Source organism: Arthrobacter subterraneus (assembly GCF_900099735.1).
In the GTDB taxonomy this organism is placed as follows: Bacteria; Actinomycetota; Actinomycetes; order Actinomycetales; family Micrococcaceae; genus Arthrobacter_D; species Arthrobacter_D subterraneus.
Window position 1 is genome coordinate 1 of sequence record NZ_FNDT01000003.1, and the last position, 20,534, is coordinate 20,534.

24 protein-coding genes are annotated in these 20,534 nt (G+C 64.5%); 6 read left to right on the forward strand and 18 right to left on the reverse strand.

Annotated elements, in window-relative coordinates; genetic code table 11:
• From BLS52_RS04910 to fabF, 6 genes are all read left to right on the forward strand, one after another.
• Positions 1-828 (forward strand): transketolase-like TK C-terminal-containing protein (locus BLS52_RS04910; RefSeq protein WP_425425026.1); only part of this gene is annotated, 828 nt, incomplete at its 5' end.
• Positions 829-955: 127 nt separating this feature from the next.
• Positions 956-2,194: a PucR family transcriptional regulator gene (locus BLS52_RS04915; RefSeq protein ID WP_090584868.1), complete on the forward strand. Its 1,239-nt coding sequence runs from the start codon at positions 956-958 to the stop codon at positions 2,192-2,194.
• A 78-nt stretch (positions 2,195-2,272) separates the two neighbouring features.
• Positions 2,273-3,238, forward strand: a complete 966-nt coding sequence (locus BLS52_RS04920; protein ID WP_026545018.1) for an ACP S-malonyltransferase — start codon at positions 2,273-2,275, stop codon at positions 3,236-3,238.
• Entirely contained in the window at positions 3,235-4,290 is a 1,056-nt protein-coding gene (locus BLS52_RS04925; RefSeq protein WP_090584870.1) for a beta-ketoacyl-ACP synthase III, read from the forward strand. Before BLS52_RS04920 ends, BLS52_RS04925 begins: the two co-directional genes overlap by 4 nt.
• 77 nt (positions 4,291-4,367) lie before the next feature.
• A complete protein-coding gene (locus tag BLS52_RS04930; protein WP_026545017.1) occupies positions 4,368-4,613 on the forward strand; it encodes an acyl carrier protein in 246 nt (81 codons plus the stop codon).
• Between the two features lie 88 nt (positions 4,614-4,701).
• A complete protein-coding gene (gene fabF / locus BLS52_RS04935) occupies positions 4,702-5,937 on the forward strand; it encodes a beta-ketoacyl-ACP synthase II (protein WP_026545016.1) in 1,236 nt (411 codons plus the stop codon).
• A gap of 76 nt (positions 5,938-6,013) precedes the next feature.
• Here the strand turns inward: fabF and BLS52_RS04940 are convergent, their stop codons facing one another.
• The 18 genes from BLS52_RS04940 to ffh form a co-directional block, all read right to left on the reverse strand.
• The gene (locus tag BLS52_RS04940) at positions 6,014-6,517 is read right to left on the reverse strand and encodes a DUF3145 domain-containing protein (protein ID WP_026545015.1); all 504 of its coding nucleotides are present in this window, start codon (positions 6,515-6,517) and stop codon (positions 6,014-6,016) included.
• 169 nt (positions 6,518-6,686) lie between these two features.
• Complete coding sequence (locus BLS52_RS04945; RefSeq protein ID WP_035778504.1) at positions 6,687-7,625, reverse strand: tyrosine recombinase XerC; 939 nt, start codon at positions 7,623-7,625, stop codon at positions 6,687-6,689.
• Between the two features lie 107 nt (positions 7,626-7,732).
• Complete coding sequence (locus tag BLS52_RS04950; protein WP_175460092.1) at positions 7,733-8,356, reverse strand: methylated-DNA--[protein]-cysteine S-methyltransferase; 624 nt, start codon at positions 8,354-8,356, stop codon at positions 7,733-7,735.
• Between the two features lie 121 nt (positions 8,357-8,477).
• The gene (gene dprA, locus BLS52_RS04955) at positions 8,478-9,677 is read right to left on the reverse strand and encodes a DNA-processing protein DprA (protein ID WP_090584874.1); all 1,200 of its coding nucleotides are present in this window, start codon (positions 9,675-9,677) and stop codon (positions 8,478-8,480) included.
• Positions 9,674-11,215, reverse strand: a complete 1,542-nt coding sequence (locus tag BLS52_RS04960) for a YifB family Mg chelatase-like AAA ATPase (protein WP_090584876.1) — start codon at positions 11,213-11,215, stop codon at positions 9,674-9,676. The genes dprA and BLS52_RS04960 overlap by 4 nt, the downstream gene beginning before the upstream one ends.
• Positions 11,215-11,571, reverse strand: a complete 357-nt coding sequence (locus BLS52_RS04965) for a YraN family protein (protein WP_026543797.1) — start codon at positions 11,569-11,571, stop codon at positions 11,215-11,217. The genes BLS52_RS04960 and BLS52_RS04965 overlap by 1 nt, the downstream gene beginning before the upstream one ends.
• A gap of 105 nt (positions 11,572-11,676) precedes the next feature.
• On the reverse strand, positions 11,677-12,003 hold the full coding sequence (locus BLS52_RS04970) for a DUF2469 domain-containing protein (protein WP_026543798.1): 327 nt from the start codon (positions 12,001-12,003) through the stop codon (positions 11,677-11,679).
• Positions 12,004-12,010: 7 nt separating this feature from the next.
• Positions 12,011-12,724 (reverse strand): ribonuclease HII, encoded by a 714-nt coding sequence (locus BLS52_RS04975; RefSeq protein WP_090584879.1) that lies wholly within the window; start codon positions 12,722-12,724, stop codon positions 12,011-12,013.
• Positions 12,721-13,527 (reverse strand): signal peptidase I, encoded by an 807-nt coding sequence (gene lepB / locus BLS52_RS04980; RefSeq protein ID WP_090584880.1) that lies wholly within the window; start codon positions 13,525-13,527, stop codon positions 12,721-12,723. The genes BLS52_RS04975 and lepB (BLS52_RS04980) overlap by 4 nt, the downstream gene beginning before the upstream one ends.
• Before the next feature lie 25 nt (positions 13,528-13,552).
• Entirely contained in the window at positions 13,553-14,251 is a 699-nt protein-coding gene (gene lepB, locus BLS52_RS04985) for a signal peptidase I (protein ID WP_090584882.1), read from the reverse strand.
• A gap of 15 nt (positions 14,252-14,266) precedes the next feature.
• A complete protein-coding gene (rplS, locus tag BLS52_RS04990; protein WP_026543801.1) occupies positions 14,267-14,626 on the reverse strand; it encodes a 50S ribosomal protein L19 in 360 nt (119 codons plus the stop codon).
• A gap of 199 nt (positions 14,627-14,825) precedes the next feature.
• Complete coding sequence (gene trmD / locus BLS52_RS04995; protein ID WP_090584884.1) at positions 14,826-15,635, reverse strand: tRNA (guanosine(37)-N1)-methyltransferase TrmD; 810 nt, start codon at positions 15,633-15,635, stop codon at positions 14,826-14,828.
• Complete coding sequence (rimM, locus tag BLS52_RS05000; protein WP_090584886.1) at positions 15,635-16,213, reverse strand: ribosome maturation factor RimM; 579 nt, start codon at positions 16,211-16,213, stop codon at positions 15,635-15,637. Before rimM ends, trmD begins: the two co-directional genes overlap by 1 nt.
• A 96-nt stretch (positions 16,214-16,309) precedes the next feature.
• A complete protein-coding gene (locus BLS52_RS05005; RefSeq protein WP_026543804.1) occupies positions 16,310-16,552 on the reverse strand; it encodes an RNA-binding protein in 243 nt (80 codons plus the stop codon).
• A 1-nt stretch (position 16,553) separates the two neighbouring features.
• Positions 16,554-16,958: a 30S ribosomal protein S16 gene (gene rpsP / locus BLS52_RS05010; protein WP_026543805.1), complete on the reverse strand. Its 405-nt coding sequence runs from the start codon at positions 16,956-16,958 to the stop codon at positions 16,554-16,556.
• 189 nt (positions 16,959-17,147) lie between these two features.
• Positions 17,148-18,032, reverse strand: coding sequence for a VOC family protein (locus BLS52_RS05015; RefSeq protein ID WP_090584889.1), 885 nt, complete (start codon positions 18,030-18,032; stop codon positions 17,148-17,150).
• A gap of 128 nt (positions 18,033-18,160) precedes the next feature.
• On the reverse strand, positions 18,161-18,856 hold the full coding sequence (locus tag BLS52_RS05020; protein WP_090584891.1) for an alpha/beta fold hydrolase: 696 nt from the start codon (positions 18,854-18,856) through the stop codon (positions 18,161-18,163).
• 55 nt (positions 18,857-18,911) lie between these two features.
• The gene (ffh, locus tag BLS52_RS05025) at positions 18,912-20,495 is read right to left on the reverse strand and encodes a signal recognition particle protein (RefSeq protein WP_090584893.1); all 1,584 of its coding nucleotides are present in this window, start codon (positions 20,493-20,495) and stop codon (positions 18,912-18,914) included.
• Positions 20,496-20,534: the final 39 nt, after the last annotated feature.

Below are 20,534 nucleotides of genomic sequence, written 5' to 3' on the forward strand. Positions count from 1 at the left end.
ACCGCCGGCCGCACCACCCTCACCGGCGAAGGCCTCCAGCACGCAGACGGCCACTCACCCATCCTCGCCTCCACCAACCCCGCCGTCATCACCTACGACCCGGCGTACGGATACGAAATCGGCCACATCATGCGGGACGGTTTGGAGCGCATGTATGGAGCCGGTAATGCGGTCTCGGGCTCGGATCCGAACGTCATGTACTACATCACCGTCTACAACGAGCCAATCCTCCAGCCCGTCGAGCCCGAGAACCTTGACGTACACGGGCTGCTGCGGGGCATCTACAAACTCCAGGACGGACACGCGGCCGAAAACCCTCCAAAGTCGCAGATCCTTGCCTCGGGTGTGGCGGTCCCATGGGCACTCGAAGCACAGCGGATCCTGGCCGAGGAATGGGGTGTGTCGGCCGATGTGTGGTCCGTGACGTCCTGGACCGAGCTGCGGCGCGACGCCCTCGCCGCCGAGGAGGAAGCCTTCCTCAACCCCGGCGCTGAAGCCCGCGTCCCCTTCGTCACCGAACAGCTCGGCAACGCACCCGGACCCATTGTCGCCGTCACCGACTACATGAAAGCCGTCCCCGACCAGATCCGGCAATTCCTCCCCCAGGACTTCGCCACCCTCGGCGCCGACGGCTTCGGCTTCTCCGACACCCGCGCCGCCGCCCGACGGTACTTCAAGATCGACTCACACTCCGTCGTCGTACGCACCCTCGAACTCCTCGCCAAACGCGGCGAAGTCGACCCCGACGCACCCCGCCAGGCCATCGAAAAGTACTCACTGCTCGATGTCAACGCGGGCACCACCGGCAATGCGGGTGGTGACTCGTAACCCAGTGCGGATCCACAGGACCCGCCGGCCTTCCTCGGAAGCCGGCGGGTCCTGTTCGCCGTTAAGGCTCTGTTTGTAGCCTTCGTACAAAATGGAGCCGAAGGTGTCCGGGCCGTATGCTCGAATTATGGCATCGCCCACTCCCCCGCGCGGATCGTCCCTTCCCGCTCCGGACCCGGCCACCGTGGACCGGCTCCGCACACAGATCGGTGCACTCTCCACGGCTACCCTGAAGCAGCTCGATTCCTCCCTGCCGTGGTACCGGAACCTGCGTCCGGATGAGCGCTCAGCGCTGGGCCTGGTTGCCCAGAAGGGCATCGCTTCCTTTGTGAACTGGTACCAGAAGCCGGTCTCGCCTGCATGGGTTCTCAGCGATGTGTTCGGTACTGCACCTACTGAGCTCACCCGGTCCATCAGCCTGCAGAAGGCGCTTCAGCTCATCCGGGTGGTTGTCCAGGTGGTCGAGGACCAGGTCCCCGATCTCGCCTCGAACGCGGATCAGGGCCTCCTGCGGGAAGCTGTTCTCAGGTACTCGCGGGAAGTGGCCTTCGCGGCAGCAGATGTGTATGCCCGTGCAGCCGAAACCCGCGGCTCCTGGGATACCAGGCTCGAAGCCCTGGTTGTTGACGCCATCCTGCGCGGAGAAAGCTCGGACGCACTGCGCTCCCGGATTGCGGCCGTGGGATGGAAGTCGCAGGCACCGATCACCGTCATGGTCGGCAGCTCACCGGCCGAACCCAACGCAATGTTCCTCAATGAACTGCGCCGCACCACCGGCCGGCTTGCCGAGGACACACTGGTCGGCATCCAGGGGGACCGTCTCATTCTTGTCCTCGGCGGCGTACAGGACCGGAACAGCGCCTACGCCAGGCTGAGCGAATTATTCGGGCCGGGACCGGTGGTTTACGGGCCCGAATCCGCTTCACTCGTAGCGGCCAGCGGGTCAGCACAGGCAGCTTTCGCCGGACTCACCGCCGCCCGAGCCTGGCCGTCCGCGCCGCGTCCGGTTGCAGCCGACGACCTGTGGCCGGAGCGGGTCATCTCTGGCGATGACACCGCGCGCAAGTCCCTCCTCCGCAACATCTACCGTCCCCTGGCAAATGCCCAGAACGGACTTGAGGAGACGCTCTCCGCCTATCTCGCCCTGGGTCACTCGCTCGAAGCCACATCACGTGAACTGTTTGTTCACGCCAACACCGTCCGATACCGTCTTCGACGCGTTTGTGACATCACCGGGTGGGACCCGCTGATCCCCCGGGAGGCGTTTGTTCTCCAGACTGCTTTGGTCATCGGCCGGCTCGCACCGCCGCCGAAGACCGCTTCGGAGCGCTCAGCAACACGGCCGGAGCGCGCTCCTTCGTTGTAGACTTCCTACAAAGTGGCTTCGGGAGCTTCGTGCACCGGAACACCCTGCTTCTGACCGCCGATTTGGAAAGCTTGATACGTGCTCGCAATTCTCTGCCCTGGACAAGGGTCCCAGTCCCCCGGATTCCTGACCCCGTGGCTCGACCTTCCGGGCGTGCGGGAGCATCTTGAGGCTCTCAGCGAGGCAGCAGGCGTCGATCTCGTGCTTCACGGCACGGTCTCCGACGAGGAGACCATCAGAGACACCGCAGTAGCACAGCCGTTGATTGTCGCCGCGGGACTGGTTGCCGCCCGCGTACTCCTGGGAGACACTCCACTCACCTCCTCCACCGTGGTTGCCGGACACTCGGTCGGCGAACTGACAGCGTCAGCTGTCGCCGGAGCGCTCACGGAGCAGGATGCCATCAGGCTTGTTCGCACCCGGGCACAGTCAATGGCCGCCGCGGCCGCCGTGACACCCACCGGCATGAGTGCCGTTCTGGGTGGAGACCCCGACGACGTCGCAGCCACCCTTGAGCGGCACGGATTGACCGCAGCGAACGCCAACGGGGGCGGGCAGATTGTCGCGGCGGGCACTGTCGACCAGCTCGCCGCCCTTGCGGCAGATCCGCCGCAGAAAGCCCGCGTCATCCCGCTGAAGGTGGCAGGCGCCTTCCACACCCATCACATGGCTCCAGCGGTGGAAGCGCTTGAGGAGCTCCGCCCCTCGCTCTCACCCGCGGAGCCCCTCGCCACGCTGCTGTCCAACTTCGACGGCGAGCCGGTGGCTTCCGGAGACTTGAATCTGGACAGTCTGATAGCGCAGGTCTCGCGCCCTGTCCGTTGGGATCTGTGCATGCAGCGACTCCAGGATATGGGCGTCTCCGGTGTGCTGGAACTTCCTCCGGCGGGTACCCTGACAGGGCTGGCAAAGCGGGGAATGCGCGGAACGGCCGGACTGGCAGTAAAAACGCCCGAGGACCTGAGCGCCGCCCGGGCCTTCATGGACGAACACTCCCGCACCGCTCCGCCAGCGGACGCCCCCATCGCAGAAGGAAACGCGTGACTACTCCCACCCTCAATCAGTCTCCGCTGCAGGAGAACACCCGCATCCACGGTTTGGGCATCTGTCGCCCCGAGGTGATCGTCACCAACGAGGACATCTGCCAGTGGATCGACTCGTCCGACGAGTGGATTCGCCAGCGCACCGGCATCGTAACCCGTCACCGCGCGGACAAGGACACCAGCGTCATTGACATGGCCGAAGCCGCGGCCCGCGCCGCCCTGGAGGATGCAGGTATCGAAGCGTCACAGCTCGGCGCCGTACTGGTCTCCACCGTGACGCATCCATACGCAACTCCCTCCGCCGCAGCGCAGCTCGCAGACCGGCTCGGCGCCACGCCGGCACCTGCCTACGATATTTCAGCGGCCTGCGCCGGGTACTGCTACGGGATCGCGCAGGCCGACGCCCTGGTCCATGCAGGAACGGCCGACTACGTGCTCGTGGTCGGTGTCGAGAAGTTGTCGGATTTCATTGACAACACCGAGCGCACCATTTCCTTCCTGCTCGGTGACGGAGCCGGTGCCGTCATCATCGGTCCGTCCGACTCACCCGGGATCGGTCCATCCGTCTGGGGATCGGACGGCAGCAAGCACGAATCCATCCGCATGACGCATTCGCTGCTCGACGTCCGGGACCTTTCGCTCGCTGCACTCGCGGAAGGACCGGAGGCCCTGTCCTCAGCCGCGGAATCCGCCATCTGGCCGACTATGCTTCAGGATGGACCCACCGTCTTCAGATGGGCTGTGTGGGAGATGGCGAAAGTGGCACAGCAGGCCCTGGACGCTGCAGGAATCCGGGCCGAAGATCTCGTCGCCTTCGTGCCGCATCAGGCGAACATCCGCATCATCGATGAAATGGTCAAGCAGTTGGGCCTGCCCGAGCATGTGGCGGTGGCTCGGGACATTGTCGACGCGGGAAATACGTCGGCAGCCTCGATTCCTCTGGCAATGCACCGCCTCCTCGCGGAGAATCCCGGACTCAGCGGCGGCCTCGCCCTGCAGATCGGGTTCGGTGCCGGGCTTGTGTTCGGCGCCCAGGTAGTTGTTCTCCCCTAGTTTTCCGCTTCGGGCCGCACTCCGCGGCTCGATCGAACCGATCCGGTACTTACCGGGACACAAGAAAAGGAGCCACCATGGCTAGCAACGAAGAGATTCTCGCAGGACTGGCAGAAATCGTTAACGAAGAGACCGGCCTCGCGCCCGAATCCGTGGAGATGGACAAGTCCTTCACCGACGACCTGGACATCGACTCCATCTCCATGATGACCATCGTGGTCAATGCCGAAGAGAAGTTCGGCGTGCGCATCCCCGACGAGGAAGTCAAGAACCTCAAGACCGTCGGCGACGCAGTTGAGTTCATCGCCAAGTCACAGTCTTAGCGTGGACGCGGCGATGGCAGCTACGGTCATCGCCGCTCCATCAGCTCACCTTCCACACGGAAACAACGACGCATCGAAAGAGTGAACCATGGCACGCAAAGTAGTCATTACCGGCTTGGGCGCCACGACACCCATCGGCGGCGATGTTCCCACCATGTGGGAGAACGCGCTGAAGGGCGTTTCCGGCGCCCGCACCATCGAAGCGGACTGGGTTGCTGAATTTGAGCTTCCGGTCACCTTTGCCGCGCAGGTATCGACGCCTGCCAGCGAGGTCCTGACCCGGGTCGAAGCCAAGCGAATGGATCCCTCCACCCAGTTCGCGGTGATAGCGGCCCGGGAAGCCTGGCGGGACTCCGGAATCGAGGAGGTCGACCATGACCGGTTGGCGGTGGCATTCGCCACCGGTATCGGCGGCGTCTGGACGCTGCTGGACGCCTGGGACACGCTGAAGGCAAAGGGCCCGCGTCGGGTTCTTCCGATGACGGTCCCCATGCTGATGCCCAATGGTCCGGCGGCCGCAGTCAGCCTTGATCTTGGAGCACGCGCCGGCGCGCACACACCGGTTTCGGCCTGTGCCTCCGGCACCGAGGCGCTCCACCTCGGACTGGATCTGATCAGGTCCGGCAAGGCCGACGTCGTGATGTGCGGTGGCGCTGAAGCAGCGATCCATCCGATGCCGATCGCGGCCTTTGCTGCCATGCAGGCCTTGTCCCGCCGCAATGATGACCCTGAGCATGCCTCTCGCCCATACGACATCGACCGGGACGGTTTTGTGATGGGTGAGGGGGCCGGTGCCCTTCTGCTCGAGGCGGAGGAACATGCCCTCGCCCGCGGCGCGCGGATTTATGGTGAACTCGCCGGTACCTCCGTAACGGCAGACGCCTACCACATCACAGCCCCGGACCCCGAGGGACTCGGCGCAACCCGTGCACTCAAGGCCGCAATGTTTGACGCGCGCGTGCAGGCGTCCGATGTTGTTCACGTGAATGCACATGCGACCTCCACCCCGGTAGGTGACCAGCCGGAATACGTTGCTCTCAAGACGGCACTCGGCAGCCAGGTTGACTCGGTGGCCGTCTCGGCGACGAAGTCGCAGACCGGTCACCTGCTCGGTGCATCCGGTGCGGTGGAAGCCGTCATGACTGTGCTGGCTGTTCATGAACGTCGGGCCCCGGTGACCATCAACCTTGAGAACCAGGACCCGCAGATCCCGCTGGACGTAGTGACCTCGGCACGTGACCTTCCGGCGGGCGATATCGTCGCGTTGAGCAACTCGTTCGGGTTCGGTGGCCACAATGCGGTCATAGTGGTGAAGAACGTCTAACCGGCTCTCCCGGAACACACGCTGGAGGCCGGGTACCTGAGGGTACCCGGCCTCCTTCAGCGTTTCAGGGCTGTGGTCAGCCGACCTGGTGCAGCCAGCGAACGGGGGCACCCTCTCCCGCGTGCCGGAAGGGCTCCAGTTCCTCGTCCCAGGACTCGCCCAGCGCCAGGGACAGCTCATGGTAGACCGCGGCCGGGTCTCCGGCTCCCGCCTCATAGGCGTAACGGATGCGGTCCTCGGAAATCATCACGTTGCCGTGTACGTCGGTCGTAGCGTGGAAGATTCCCAGCTCGGGGGTGTGCGACCAGCGCCCGCCGTCCGCCCCTGCGCTCTGCTCCTCGGTGACCTCGTAGCGCAGGTGCGCCCAACCGCGCAGCGCGGAAGCCAGCTTCGCTCCGGATCCCTGAGCGGCAACCCAGGACAATTCGGAGCGGAACATTCCGGGCGCGGCGGGCTGCGGCGACCACTGCAGGTCGAGTCGCTGATCAATCACCGATCCGACGGCCCACTCGATATGAGGGCACAACGCAGAAGGGGCTGAGTGTATATACAAAACACCACGCGCCATCACAACAGACATTCCATCCTCCATAGCTGTAGGTACGTCTTCCCCAACGACCTTCAACTATCGGCGTACTGTCCCGTTATTGTTTGGATGTGGTGTGCTCAGTCCACGGGGTAACAAGGAACATTCTGCCCCATGAACGCAAATCGCGCCACTGTAATTACCTGCGCCGGATTCCGTGCGTTCATGCCCGCGGGTGCGCCTGCTCATAACTGCGCCGAAGCCGGTCCACCGATACATGGGTGTAGAGCTGCGTTGTCGCAAGGCTCCGGTGCCCGAGAAGCTCCTGAACGGCGCGCAGGTCTGCTCCTCCGTCGAGCAGGTGGGTTGCCGCGGTATGGCGCAGGGCATGGGGGCCCGTGGCACCGGTGCCGTCGACGCCGGCGAGATGCCGCTCCACGACGGACCGTGCCTGGCGCTGGTCCAGGCGGCGCCCGCGGGGACCAAGGAACAGTGCAGCGCCGCTGTCGGGCTTGACCCAACGCGTTCTTCCCCTGCCGATCCAGTCGTTCAGTGCCTGGGCGGCAGGCACACCATACGGTACGGTGCGTTCCTTGTTGCCCTTGCCCAGCACACGCACCATACGGCGGTCATGGTCCAGATCATCGAGGTCAAGGCCGACCAGCTCCCCGACGCGGATCCCCGATCCGTAGAGCAGCTCGAGGAGAGCCCGGGCGCGTAGCGCTTGCGGGTCGCCTCCTACCGCCGCGTCCTGCGCGGCAGCGAGCAGCGGCTCCAGCTGGGATACCGAGAGGACATCGGGAAGCCCGTTGCGGCGACGAGGGGCTTTCAGGCGTAATGCGGGATTCTCTGCCAGATGACCCTCGCGGGTTGCCCAGGCGAGGAAGTTCCGCACCGTTGCTGCGCGGCGGGCGATGGTGGCACGTGAGAGCCCCTGCTGGTCCAGTGAGCCGAGCCAGGACCGGAGGCACGTCAGATCCAGCCCCGCAAGGGTGGCGATACCAAGGGAAGCTGAGAACGCCGCGAAATTCTCAAGGTCGCCCTGGTAAGCGCGCACAGTGTGGACGGAGCGATTACGTTCGCGTTCCAGATAGCGGATGAACCCTTCGGATTCGTTGGCGAACGGGAGGGTGGGTCGGTTCCCCCCTCGCCGTTCTCTCATCCGTTGCTCCCGATCCATCAATGGCTTCCCTGCGCTTGGTCCGCCCCGCCTGAAGCTACTGTGCGCCAGTGTGGGTGTCCGATCAAGGAGCCACACCGCCGCGCGCTTCAGGAAGCCGTGTGCTGGACGGGTGAAGGGGAGGCGGACGGCGCCGGGCCATTTGCCTGCGCGGCCATCTCGGCCACCGCCGATTCCAGTTCGAGCAGCGAGCGCTTGACGGCAACGCCGGCGGCGTAGCCGGTAATGGCACCGCCTGCCCCCACAACCCGATGTCCCGGAATAACGATTGACAACGGGTTGGCGCGTACCGCTGCCCCCACTGCACGGCCCATGGCGTGATTTCCGAGAGCGCCGGCGACCTCCTTGTACGTACGACGTTCACCGTAGGGGATCTCCGCGACGGCGGCCCAGACCTTGCGCTGGAACTCGGTTCCACCCACCAGGTTGTAGCTGAGCGGCGGAGCCATCACGCCACGAAAGTACCCGCGCAGCCACTCCTCCGTTGACTGGAACACTGCAGAGGCAGCATCCGGGTCGCTAGTAGCGGGAGAGCCATTCGAGGCGACCTCTGGGGGCTGGTCATTGGGGAGTTCCTCGTCAGCGGGCAGCCCGAGAATAACCGGCGAGGGCTCGGGCGAGTGATACTCGTGATAGACGCCGACGAGGTCCTGATCTCTGGCTACGAGTACGAGTCCCCCGACCGGGCTGTCGATGATCTTGAAGGTGTTCATGGTGGATATCCCTTTCATGTGTCTGCTTCCGGGTGGTGCGCTGTGAATGTTCAGGGGTGTGCAGGTTCGGGCGGCCCTCTGTTGGTGGCCCATCAGCCCGGGGAGCCGGATTACGGGCTGGTCATCGCGGCCGTTTACGCCAGCCGCCGCCGTCACCGCGCTGCGCAAGGCCGTCAGTCTCCAGCCGGCCCAGCCCGGCCAGGACGCCGGCAATACTCAGGCCGGCAACGGATGCGAGCTTGTCCACGGTCGAGGATGCGCGAACAGGCAGGGCGTCGAGCAGCAACAGATCCTCCACCGTCAAGCCGTCATGCAGGGCCGGTACGACAGCACGCTTTTGTACCGCTTCGACAGCAAGGGGGCCGGCGAGTTCCGCCACCTCCGCAGCATCGGTGACGCAGACGGCGCTGCCGTCGCGGAGCAGTCTGTGGCAGCCAGCCGAATTGGGAGACTGGACAGAACCCGGAACGGCTCCAACGGAGCGTCCAATGCCAGCGGCGTGATGCGCGGTATTGAGGGCCCCCGAGCGCCACCGCGCCTCGACGACCACTGTGACGGCGCTGAGCGCCGCAATGAGTCGATTTCGCTGGAGAAATCGGTATCTCGAAGCTGACGAGCCGGGGGGTACCTCTGAAATCAGTTGTCCGCGCTGGGCAATATTCCGGAGCAGGCCCTCGTTTCCGGCTGGATAGTATCGGTCGATGCCGCAGGCCAGCACTGCCAGCGTGGGCAGCGGATTGTCCTCGGCGGCGATTTTCAGCGCCGCCCGGTGGGCGCATGCGTCGATTCCAAAAGCGCCGCCTGACACCACCGTGAAACCGCGTCCGACCAGCCCCGAGGCCAGGGCACCCGTCACGTTCTCCCCGTAGCTCGTGCTGTCGCGTGAGCCGACGATCGACACCACCCGGTTCTGCGGCGGAATTGGCACCGGATTTTCGCCTCGGACCCATAGGCACAGGGGTTCGCTGAGCTGGAGGTCCGCCAGCGCCGTAGGCCACCAGTCCGATTCCGGGGTAAGCAGGGTGCCCCCGAAGCGGCGGACCGTTTCCAGGTCCCTCAGCGGTGCGAGTGTGTCCCAGCGCGCACTCCAGCGGGTGATGGCTTCCGTCAGCGCGTCCCGTCGCATCTCATGGCCATGGCTCTCCAGGACGTCAAAAAGCGCCCGCTGAACGCTCGGACCGGCGGACGAAACGCCGGTGGCGATCCGGTACGCTTCGACAGGCCCGGCAGCCGCTACCAGGCCAAACCCGACGTTATCCGAAGCTTCGAACAGACGGGCCAGACCCGCCCGGGAAATCTGCTCCTCCGTCCATCCATTCATACTGCTTCCTCCTGAGTGCGGAAGAGAAGCGCCGTTGTGACGTCATCACTGTTGGGCATGGTCCGCCCCGCGAGATCACCGATAGACCACGCCACCCGGAGAACCCGGTCATAGCCGCGCTTGGTGATAGCTCCCGTTTCAATCCCTTTGTCCACAGACACGGTTGCCTTACGGCTGAGCCTGAGTTCGTTGTGCAGCAGGGCTGCCGGCACCTCTGCATTTGTGGACAAATTCCACGCGCATAGGCGGTTCTCCTGCGCCGCCCGGGCATCTGCCACCCTCGATGCGATCGCCGCACTTGAGTCAGCGGTGGCTGAACCGGAGAAGTCATGGAGACTGACCCTGTGCATTTCCAACTGCAGGTCGACCCTGTCAAGGAGCGGCGCGGACATCCTGCCGAAGTAGCGTCTGCGCTGCTGGGCAGAACAGGTGCAGTCCATGCCTTTACCGGTCGACTGTCCGCAGGGGCAAGGATTGGCGGCAAGCACCAACTGGAAGCGTGCGGGATAGGTGGCCGTGCCGGCTGCACGGTGCAGGACCAGTTCCCCGCTCTCCAGCGGTTCCCGCAGAGCATCGAGGATGCGGCGCTGATATTCGGGGGCCTCGTCAAGGAAGAGTACGCCGCGGTGTGCGCGCGATGCCGCACCCGGGCGGGGGATGCCGCTGCCTCCCCCAATGATCGATGCCGCGCTGGCCGTGTGGTGTGGACTTTCGAACGGCGGTCGGCGTCTCAGCTCCCGGCATGCCTCCGCGCTGCCCAGAGAGTGGATGGCGGTGACCTCCATGGCCTGTTTGTCCGTGAGATCGGGGAGGATTCCCGGAATGCGTTCAGCCAGCATGGTCTTGCCGGCGCCGGGAGGGCCCACCATCATCAGGTTGTGTGCTCCGGCGGCAGCGACCTCGACGGCGAACCGTGCTTCCGACTGGCCCGCGACATCCGCCATATCCTTGGGCACCGGGTCCGGACCCTTATGGACAGATTGGGTACAAGCGTCCGGCGGCTGCGCCGCCGGAAGCTCGACGGATGCCGGATCCGCTCCGAACGCCAGCGCCACCTCCGCCAGCGAATCATAGCTTTTCACCTCGGCGCCCGGTACGAGATTCGCTTCCGCGGCGTTCCCACCGGCCACGACCACGCTGGTGAACCCGGCCTGCACAGCGGCCATCACCGCCGGGAGTACGCCACGGATGGGCCGCAGCCGCCCGTCCAGTCCCAGTTCCGAAAGAAACACCGTGCGTCCGCAATGGCGGACGTCCCCGGCAGCCGCCAGGGCTGACATGACTATGGCAAGGTCAAAGCCGGATCCGCGCTTCGGCAAGGAAGCCGGCACGAGATTCACCGTTATTTTGCGCCGGGTGAGAGGAAGGCCGGCATTGCGCGCTGCCGCCCTGATGCGCTCCCTGGCCTCGGAGAGCGAGGCGTCCGGCAATCCGAGCAGGATGAACGCCGGCAGGGTCTGCCCGATGTCGGATTCAACCTCCACGATGTAACCGTTGAGCCCCACCAGGGAGACGGCGTAGGTGCGTCCAAGCGGCATCAGCTCACCGCCCGCAGATGGTCGATGACCGGGTGACCGGTGCCGTCATCGATGATGGCCACCGCGTCCACGCGGAATCCGGAGAAACGGAGGTCGTGTGCCCGCGCCCAACGGGAAGCAAGCAGGTACAGCCGTTCAAGCTTGCCGGGAGTGATCGCTTCCAGCGGGTGGCCGAATGCCTCCGAGGACCTGGTCTTCACCTCGACGACCACCAGGGTGGCGCCGTCCACCGCGACGACATCGATCTCCCCCAGCGGACACCGCCAGTTGCGGTCGATGACCCTGAAACCTGCTTCCTCCAGGTAACGGGAAGCAAGTGCTTCGCCCCGCCTGCCCAACTCGTCCTTGGTTCTCATAAAAACACCTCCGGTTACCAGCGTGGAGCAGCAGGTAACCGGAGGCGGAGGAGAGTGCGCTTATGTGGGAAACCCCAGCGGACTCAGGCGAATGTGGAGCGGAAGTCAGCCGCTCAGGGAACCGTCCTTGGGAAGCGGAATATCATCGGACTTCGCCAATTCCTCGACATTGACGTCCTTGAAAGTGATGACCCGGACAGTCTTGACGAACCGGGCTGAACGGTAGACATCCCACACCCACGCATCGTTCAGCGTGAGATCGAAATAGATCTCACCGTCCGCCGAACGCGCCTGAAGGTCCACGTGGTTGGCGAGATAGAATCTCCGCTCGGTTTCGACCACGTAATTGAACAGGCTGACGACGTCGCGGTACTCACGGTAGAGCTGCAACTCCATGTCGGTTTCATAGTTTTCGAGATCTTCGGCGCTCATAAACCCATCATCCCCCACTTTCAACGGCAGGCATGCCGGGCTCGGCGACCGCACTGCCAAGGCGCCACGTCCGCCGGTGCTCGCTGCTCGGCCCAAGCCCGTCAATGGCGGCACGGTGGGAGGCGGTTGCGTACCCCTTGTTGATTTCCCATCCGTAGCCCGGGTACTCCTGTGCGAAGCCCACCATCAGCCGGTCCCGTTCCACCTTGGCCAGGACGCTGGCCGCAGCGACGCTCAGGCACTGCAGGTCCGCCTTGATCCGCGTGTGGACCGGGGCGTCGCAGCTGACCTCGAGTGTCTCCACGTCGTCAAACAGCGAACCCTGCGGCACCGGCGCAAGCCAGTTGTGGTTGCCGTCGAGGATGACCGCGTCCGGCCGGACCTCCCGGGTAGCTTCAGCCCACGCGCGGTTACCGGCAAAGCGCAGGGCTGCCATCAGTCCTACTGCGTCGATCTCGGCGGCCGTTGCGTGGCCGACCCCGTAGGCGGCCGCCCAGCGCTGAATCCTCGGAACCAGAGCCTCTCGCTCGGGTGCGCGCAGAAGCTTGCTGTCCCTTACCCCCCGCAGCCCTTTGGCGGATGCAAGATCAATGACCACAAGACCCACGGTGACCGGACCGGCCAACGCTCCCCTGCCCACTTCATCACAGCCTGCGAGAAAGCGGTGGCCTTCGGCGAGGAATGACCGTTCATAGCGGAGTGTCGGCGCCTTCCCTGTCACGGCGCCGGCTGTTCCTGCCCGGAGCTGTCAGGCGCCGTCTCAGGAACTCCTGCAAAGACCTCCGGGAAGTTGCCGAGGAAACCCATCCGGTCCAGTGGCCAGGCGACGACGGCCGCCTTTCCTTCTATGTCGTCAACATCGATGAATCCCCCACCGGGCTTGTCGGTGTTGGCACGAGAATCCGCCGACGCGTTGCGATGATCTCCCATGACCCAGACTTTCCCTTCAGGCACTGTTACGTCGAAGGGTGTGTCCGAAGGATTGGCGCCCGGGAACAGGTACGGTTCATCGAGGGGTTCACCGTTGACGGTGATCCTGCCCTCGGCGTCGCAGCAGATTACCCGGTCTCCCTCCAGGCCGATCACGCGTTTCACCAGGTGCTGCTGGGATTCATCCGGCAGCAGGCCGACAAAGATGAGGGCGTCCTTGAACCACCCGGTATCCGCTGTTGCAGCCGCTGTCTCGGGGAGCCAGCCTTCCGTGTCGCGGAACACCACAATGTCGCCCCGCTTGAGCTCGAAAGGCTCTGGAACCAACTGGTTCACGAAAATCCGGTCGTCTATTTCGAGCGTGTTCTCCATGGAACCCGAGGGAATGAAGAAGGCCCGGAAGAGGAAGGTCTTGATAAGAAAGGAGAGCAGCAGCGCAACAGCGACGATAATGAGGACTTCCTTCGCCCAGCTGCCCAGAGAGCGGGCCGCTGAACCGCCGGAGGTGGTTTCCTCACCGGGACCGTCGAAAGTGGGCGTTTCCGCCGCGTCCTCACCGCCGTCGTTCGGTTTCCCTGGATGGGCTTCGGCCATTATGTGTTGTTCCTCTGCTGTGCGTTCAGGACTGACCGGCGGAAGACGCGTGGTCGGCGGGGCGTGGGATTACGGTGAAGCGTTCGAAGGGCCAAAGGACGTGGGTGACACGGCCGACCACCCGCTCCTCGGAGATGAGTCCGCCGCCGGGTGCACCGAGCAGGCCGCGGGAGTCGAAGGACTCGGAACGGTGATCACCCATGAGCCACAACTTACCCTCCGGAACCACGACCTCGAAGTCCGTTTCGCTCGCCGCGTCCATGGGAAAAACGTAGGGCTCCTCGATCGCGTTCCCGTTGACCGACAGCCGCCCGGAGGAGTCGCAGCAGGCAACGGTGTCACCGCCCGTGCCGATCACCCGCTTCACGTAGGTTGTTTCCGACACGCCAAGCCCGAAGAAGTGCGCAACACCTGCCAGCACCTCCGGCAGCCCGCCGTCGCCCAGGGGCGCAAATGAACCCCTCCCGTCGAAGACAACAACGTCGCCGCGCATGGCCTCCGCGGACACGTAGTCGGTCCGGGAGACCAGCACGCGGTCGTCTTCCTTCAGCAGCGGCTCCATTGAACCCGACGGGATGTAGAACACGTCCATCAGGAGCGCGCGGACTGCGATGACGGCCACGCAGGCGAAGGCCACCGCATAAATGGCGAAGCGCCAGCCCGACATACCGGGCCAGCGCTTCGACTGATGCCTGGGTTTCCGCACGACGGAAGGATCAGGCATCACAAATGGGAAAAGTTACTTGGCGGTCTTCGGATCGCGCTTTTCCTTGATCTTCGCAGCCTTGCCGCGGAGTTCGCGCATGTAGTAGAGCTTCGCGCGGCGCACGTCGCCCTTGCTGACAAGCTCGATCTTGTCGATCACCGGGGAGTGCACCGGGAAGGTACGCTCAACGCCGACGCCGAAGCTGACCTTGCGAACCGTGAAGGTTTCGCGGACGCCGTCGCCCTGGCGTCCGAGGACGAAGCCCTGGAAGACCTGGACACGGGTGTTCTTGCCTTCAATGATGTTGACGTGCACCTTGAGGGTGTCACCGGCCCGGAAGTCGGGAACGTCATTGCGCAGCGATGCTGCATCCACATTGTCGAGAATATGCACTTGATTGCTCCTGGTGAACGCCACAGGTCATTCACGTTGGTCACAACGACGAAGACCTGAGTCCAGGCAAATGCCGTTGAAGTTTAGGTACCGGTGCGCCACGTAGCGTTTTCCGGTGTGCCGTCCTGTTGGCTACGCTCCCCCTGTGGCAGGCGCGTACCGGTAGGCACGATCCCCAATTATGCCACAGGGAACCCTGCTACCCCGAATGGGACGACGCCGGATCAGAGACAGGCGGAAGCGCCCGCTTCACTTCTCCCCCTGCAACCGCGAAACCTTCATCGGCCAGGACCGCCAGGTCGGCAGCGTCCAGGCTCCCGGCGTCGAGCCTTGCCAGAAGGTCCGGCCGGCGGCGGGCGGTGCGCCGGAGTTGCTCGTCGCGCCGGTAGCGCGCGATGCGGGCGTGGTTGCCGCTCAGGAGGATTTCCGGCACTGCGAGGTCCCGCCAGGCGGACGGCTTGGTGTATACCGGGTACTCCAGCAGCCCGTCGGAGTGCGATTCCTCGACCAGGGACTCCGGGTTGCCGACCACCCCCGGAAGCAGGCGCGCGACCGCCTCAACCATTGCCAGGACGGCCACCTCACCGCCGTTCAGCACGTAGTCGCCAAGACTGAGCGGGCGGACGTCGAAGGATCCTTCTGCCCACTCGAGCACCCGCTCGTCGATTCCTTCGTAGCGACCGCAGGCGAAAACGAGATGTTCCTCGCGTGCCAGATCGTGCGCCATCGCCTGGGTGAAAACCGCGCCGGCCGGCGAGGGAACAATCAGGACCGGGCGGGCGCCCCCGTGCACGCTCTCGAGAGCCTGTGCCCACGGTTCAGGCTTCATGACCATGCCGGCGCCGCCGCCGTACGGGGTGTCATCCACGGTCCGGTGCCGGTCCGTGGTGAAGTCCCGGAGATTATGGACAGAAAGGGCCAGCAGCCCGTCCTGACGCGCTTTCCCGATCAGCGAGAGATCCAGCGCCGCGAGGTACTCCGGAAAAATACTGAAGACGTCGATGCGCACTAGCTGCCGTCGGCCTTCTCTGCGGCGTCCGGGCTCTCTACCTCGTCCGCTTCCGCCTGGTTGGAGCCGGGCAGGTTCAGCTCGAGCAGACCTGCCGGGGGCGTGAGGAGCACGAATCCACCGTCGACGTCGACCTCGGGAACGATCTCCTCCACGAAGGGGACCAGGATTTCCTCACCGTCCGCCCGCTCAATGATGAGCAGGTCCTGGACCATCATGGTTCGCAGGGCGCTCACCCGGCCGACCACCTCGTCCCCCACCCTGGCCTCAAGTCCCACGAGCTCATGCTCATACCAGGCATCGCCGTCGTCATCCGAGGTGTCCTCCGATTCGATGAACAGCTTCGCCCCCCGCAGGAGTTCGGCAGCGTTCCGGTCGGGCACTTCCTCGAAACCGAGAATCAGGATGTCCTTGTTCCAGCGCGCACTGGAAATTGTGAGCGGCCCCTGGGCAGCCGGCTCCACCCGGAAAACCGCTCCCGGTTCAAAACGCTCTTCGGGCGCGTCCGTGAAGAGCTGAACGGTTACTTCACCCCTGATGCCGTGGGGCTTTCCGATGCGGGCGACCTGCAGATCCATGGGTTCTCCGTGTGTGGTGGCGAATCAAAACAGTAAAAAAGTCCGGCCCCAACACCTCAAGTGGTGGGGCCGGACTTCAGGCATGAGTGCTGCTGATCAGCGGCGGCGGTCGGTGTCCACGACGTCGACCCGCACCGGCTCGCCATCCGCCAGGGCGGAGATGACGGTGCGCAAAGCGCGTGCCGTTCGACCCTGCCGGCCGATCACACGGCCGAGGTCTTCCTGATGAACGCGCACCTCGAGGGTCTCACCACGACGGTTCGACTTCGAGGAAACCTGAACATCATCAGGGCTGTCCACAATTCCGCGGACAAGGTGCTCCAGCGCTTCAGCAAGCAATTTACTCGGCCTCGGAAGCTTCAGCCTCAGGCTCGTCGGCCTTCTTGCTCTTCGGGGTGATGGCCTCGGGCACAATGACGGAACCCTTTTCAGGAGCCGTGAAGGTCTCCTTGGGAGCCTTGGTCTTCAGGGTGCCTTCCTGGCCCTCGATCCCCTTGAACTTCTGCCAGTCACCGGTGATCTTCAGAATCGCGGCGACCTGCTCGGAAGGCTGCGCACCGACGCCGAGCCAGTACTGCGCACGGTCCGACTTGACCTCGATGAACGAGGGCTCTTCCGTGGGGTGGTACTTGCCGATCTCTTCGATGGCACGGCCGTCGCGCTTGGAACGCGAGTCCATGACAACAATGCGGTAGTACGGGGCGCGCATCTTGCCGAAGCGCTTCAGGCGAATTTTTACGGCCACTTGTGTGGTCACTCCTTGCTGATCAAAAGGGCGAGCTCCGGTTTCTGCACCCGTGGGGCGGGCCATACATTTGGAAGCTCTAGAGGACACAATGCGCGCAGAGAGAGGGGCTGCGCAGATTGGGTACGGGTCCATTGTGCCAGAAGTTCATGCCTGCGGGCGACTCCACGGCTGTGTGGTGCGCAGGCCCTAGCGGACAGCGACGCGGAGCTTGTTCCGCCAGGGGTCGTCAAACCGCAGTTCGCGGCCGGTGTGGTGGTGAGCAATGCCCGCTACCTTCAGCCGGTCGGCAAGTGCTCCGACCTCGTCAGCGTGCGGTACTTCGATGAGGACCTCACCGAGGCCGAGGGTGTCCTTGCGCGGTCCGGCTCCGCGGCTGTTCCAGACGTTCATCGCCATGTGGTGGTGATACCCGCCGGCAGAGACGAACAGCGCCTGGCCGTGCCAGCCGGCGGTCCGCTCGAATCCAAGGGTGTCGACGTAGAACTGTTCGGCCGTCCGGACGTCTCCCACCTGAAGATGAACGTGACCGACATCGGCGGCCGCCTTCTGCTGGTTCGCGACTGACTCCTCCGTGAGGTTGCTCTCAAGGTAGTGCCTGGGCGGCAGCGGCGCGTTGTCCATGACGACGGTGCGCCTGCCTTCGGTGGTGGTCCAGTCCCAGGTTTCACGGGGCTTGTCGAAATACAGTTCAATCCCATTGCCCTCGGGATCCGTGAAGTAGAACGCTTCGCTGACCAGGTGGTCCGCACTTCCCACGTAACGGCCGTCGGCTGACTGCGCGACCTGCGCCGCGGTTGCAACCGTCGCAGCGAGATCGGAGCGGCTGGAAAACAGCAGTGCAGTGTGGAAGAGGCCGGCCTCGGTGGGTTCCGGCAGCGCAAGGCCGGCAGCGGGGGCGAGATGGATAAGCCGCTGACCGGCGCGGCCAAGGTAAAGTCCGCCGTCGGACTCCGCGATATCCACCAGGCCGAGTGCGCTCCGGTAGTAGTTGGCCATGCGGTCAAGATTTCCCACCTTGAGCATCACTGTGCCCATCGCGGTTTCTGCAGGCAGCAGGTCCTGAGCGTTCATTTTTCCTCCAAGCGTGTGGTTATATCTTCCAACTACTTGAAGGTTTAACTTATTCCCAGGCTGTTCAGTTGGTCAACCAGGCTGTTCAGTTGGTCAATGGGCACAGCAGGAAACCTGCAGCCTATGCGCTACGCGGCATGGCTGCGCACGAACTCCCGGATGAGCGCGTTGCCCTCTTCCGTATCCTGGGGGCGGTGTCCGCCGCCCACTACCCGGTGCACAGCACCGGTTCCGGCCAGATAACCGGCCACCTCTTCATAGAGCGGCTCCCACCCGCCGGTCAGCACGAGGGTAGGAACGCCCGGGACGATCTCCAGCGGCGCTTCCCACGGCGGCGCCTGCATTCTGAGCCGCCGGGCACGATGACGGTCCTCAGCGCTCATGAGCGGGCGCGGTTCGGAGGCGAAGACGGCCCGGGCAAATTCGCGGTGAAATTCCGCATCGGTCAAGTCCGCTGCACGGGCGAACAGCGGCTCAACCCGGGCGCGGTGGGCTGCGGTGGCGGGAAGTTCCTGCGTCAGGGACAGGCAGGCCGGCTCCGCGAGGACGAGCGATTTCACCAGCTCGGGCCGTTCAAGCGCGACCATCATGGCTGAAACGGCACCCTGTGACGCTGCGACCACATGGCCGCCCTCCCCCAGCGCATCCCGGACAATCTGCTGGTCCGCAAGAAAGTCCGTGGGCAGGGGCTCGAGGACCGGATCAAAGCCATGGCGGCGCAGAAACAGGCAATCGAAATCCAGCGCCATCCCGTGCTGCCTGGGCCAGGCTGCCGCGCCGAAGGTTCCTGCGCCGTGCACGAAGACAACGCGAGTGCTTTTCATGTCCTCAACCTAGCTGCCGCCCCGGACATTCCGTTCCGACCGACAGCATCCCGGCCTACTTGCCGAGGAACTTCTCGAAGCCCTTGGGAAGGTTGAGGGACGAGGGATCGAAATCGTTCTGCTGGCCGAAAGCAGCGCCCGTCGGCACCGAAGCCCGCTGGCCGTTCCGCCGTGCTTCGGCGGCAGCTGCCTCCTGCGCGGCCTTCGCGGGATTGCCGGAACGCGGCTTCTTCTTTCCCTTGGTGTTCGCCTTGCCCTTCCGCGCGCCTCCCGAGAACCCTCCGGGACCAGGCATCCCCGGCATGCCCGGGATACCGCCGCCGGCGGCCATCTTGCGCATCATCTTCTGCGCCTGCCCGAAACGCTCCAGCAGCCCGTTGACCTCGGAGACATGGACGCCGGAGCCTCGCGCGATGCGGGCACGGCGGGATCCGTTGATGATCTTCGGCGCCACGCGCTCATGCGGGGTCATGGAACGGACAATCGCCTCTACCCGGTCGATCTCCCGCTCGTCGAAGTTTTCCAGCTGCTGCCGCATGTTGGCGGCTCCGGGCATCATCATGAGCATCTTCTTCATGGAGCCCATGTTGCGGATCTGCTGCATCTGAGCCAGGAAGTCATCGAGCGTGAAGTCCTCCTGGTCGGCGAACTTCTTCGCCATCCGGGCGGCTTCGTCCTTGTCCCACGCCTGCTCGGCCTGCTCGATCAGGGTGAGGATGTCGCCCATGTCGAGAATGCGGGATGCCATACGGTCCGGGTGGAAGACCTCGAAGTCCGTGAGCGCCTCGCCGGTGGAGGCGAACATCACAGGCTTGCCGGTAACCGAGGCGACGGAGAGTGCTGCACCGCCGCGTGCATCGCCGTCGAGCTTGGTCAGGACCACACCGGTGAAGTTGACGCCCTCATTGAAGGCCTGTGCAGTGTTGACCGCATCCTGGCCGATCATGGCGTCGATCACGAAGAGCACTTCGTCAGGGTTCACTGCGTCGCGGATATCGGACGCCTGCCGCATCAGCTCTTCATCAATGCCCAGCCGGCCGGCGGTGTCGACGATGACGACGTCATGGAGCCTGGTGCGTGCCTCGGCAACTCCCTGCCGGGCAACCTCCACAGGATTTCCCGTAGCCGACTCGAATTCGGAGCTGACGCCCGGATGGGGAGCAAAGACAGGAACTCCGGCCCGCTGTCCGTTCACCTGCAGCTGTTTCACCGCGTTTGGCCGCTGCAGGTCACATGCCACCAGCAGCGGGCTGTGCCCCTGGCCCTTGAGCCACTTGGCGAGCTTGCCCGCAAGGGTGGTCTTGCCGGCGCCCTGCAGGCCCGCCAGCATGATGACCGTCGGGGGGTTCTTGGCAAGGCGCAGCCGCCGGGTCTCGCCGCCGAGGATGCCCACGAGCTCCTCGTTGACGATCTTGACAACCTGCTGCCCGGGGTTCAGCGCCTGGGACACTTCCAGGCCGAGGGCGCGTTCCTTGACCTGCGCCGCGAACGCACGCACCACAGGCACGGCAACATCCGCGTCGAGCAGCGCGCGACGGATCTCGCGAACGGTGGCATCGACATCGGCCTCTGACAGGCGCCCCTTGCCGCGAAGGTTCTTGAAGGTCGCTGTCAACCGGTCTGAGAGTGAATTGAACACGGTGCGTGAACTGCTTTCCTCGAACTCAAGTGGATTCAA

What these genes read in the sequence shown, in the direction of transcription:
- BLS52_RS04960 (WP_090584876.1), bottom strand. Translation starts at nt 11,215, where the DNA reads ATGCCGCTTGGACGCACCTACGCCGTCTCCCTGGTGGGGCTCAACGGT.
- BLS52_RS04945 (WP_035778504.1), bottom strand. Translation starts at nt 7,625, where the DNA reads ATGAGAGAACGGCGAGGGGGGAACCGACCCACCCTCCCGTTCGCCAAC.
- lepB (WP_090584880.1), bottom strand. Translation starts at nt 13,527, where the DNA reads ATGGCCGAAGCCCATCCAGGGAAACCGAACGACGGCGGTGAGGACGCG.
- BLS52_RS05020 (WP_090584891.1), bottom strand. Translation starts at nt 18,856, where the DNA reads ATGAAAAGCACTCGCGTTGTCTTCGTGCACGGCGCAGGAACCTTCGGC.
- fabF (WP_026545016.1), top strand. Translation starts at nt 4,702, where the DNA reads ATGGCACGCAAAGTAGTCATTACCGGCTTGGGCGCCACGACACCCATC.
- rimM (WP_090584886.1), bottom strand. Translation starts at nt 16,213, where the DNA reads ATGGATCTGCAGGTCGCCCGCATCGGAAAGCCCCACGGCATCAGGGGT.
- BLS52_RS05015 (WP_090584889.1), bottom strand. Translation starts at nt 18,032, where the DNA reads ATGAACGCTCAGGACCTGCTGCCTGCAGAAACCGCGATGGGCACAGTG.
- BLS52_RS04930 (WP_026545017.1), top strand. Translation starts at nt 4,368, where the DNA reads ATGGCTAGCAACGAAGAGATTCTCGCAGGACTGGCAGAAATCGTTAAC.
- BLS52_RS04950 (WP_175460092.1), bottom strand. Translation starts at nt 8,356, where the DNA reads ATGAACACCTTCAAGATCATCGACAGCCCGGTCGGGGGACTCGTACTC.
- dprA (WP_090584874.1), bottom strand. Translation starts at nt 9,677, where the DNA reads ATGAATGGATGGACGGAGGAGCAGATTTCCCGGGCGGGTCTGGCCCGT.
- BLS52_RS04965 (WP_026543797.1), bottom strand. Translation starts at nt 11,571, where the DNA reads ATGAGAACCAAGGACGAGTTGGGCAGGCGGGGCGAAGCACTTGCTTCC.
- BLS52_RS04940 (WP_026545015.1), bottom strand. Translation starts at nt 6,517, where the DNA reads ATGTCTGTTGTGATGGCGCGTGGTGTTTTGTATATACACTCAGCCCCT.
- BLS52_RS04970 (WP_026543798.1), bottom strand. Translation starts at nt 12,003, where the DNA reads ATGAGCGCCGAAGATCTCGAAAACTATGAAACCGACATGGAGTTGCAG.
- lepB (WP_090584882.1), bottom strand. Translation starts at nt 14,251, where the DNA reads ATGCCTGATCCTTCCGTCGTGCGGAAACCCAGGCATCAGTCGAAGCGC.
- BLS52_RS04915 (WP_090584868.1), top strand. Translation starts at nt 956, where the DNA reads ATGGCATCGCCCACTCCCCCGCGCGGATCGTCCCTTCCCGCTCCGGAC.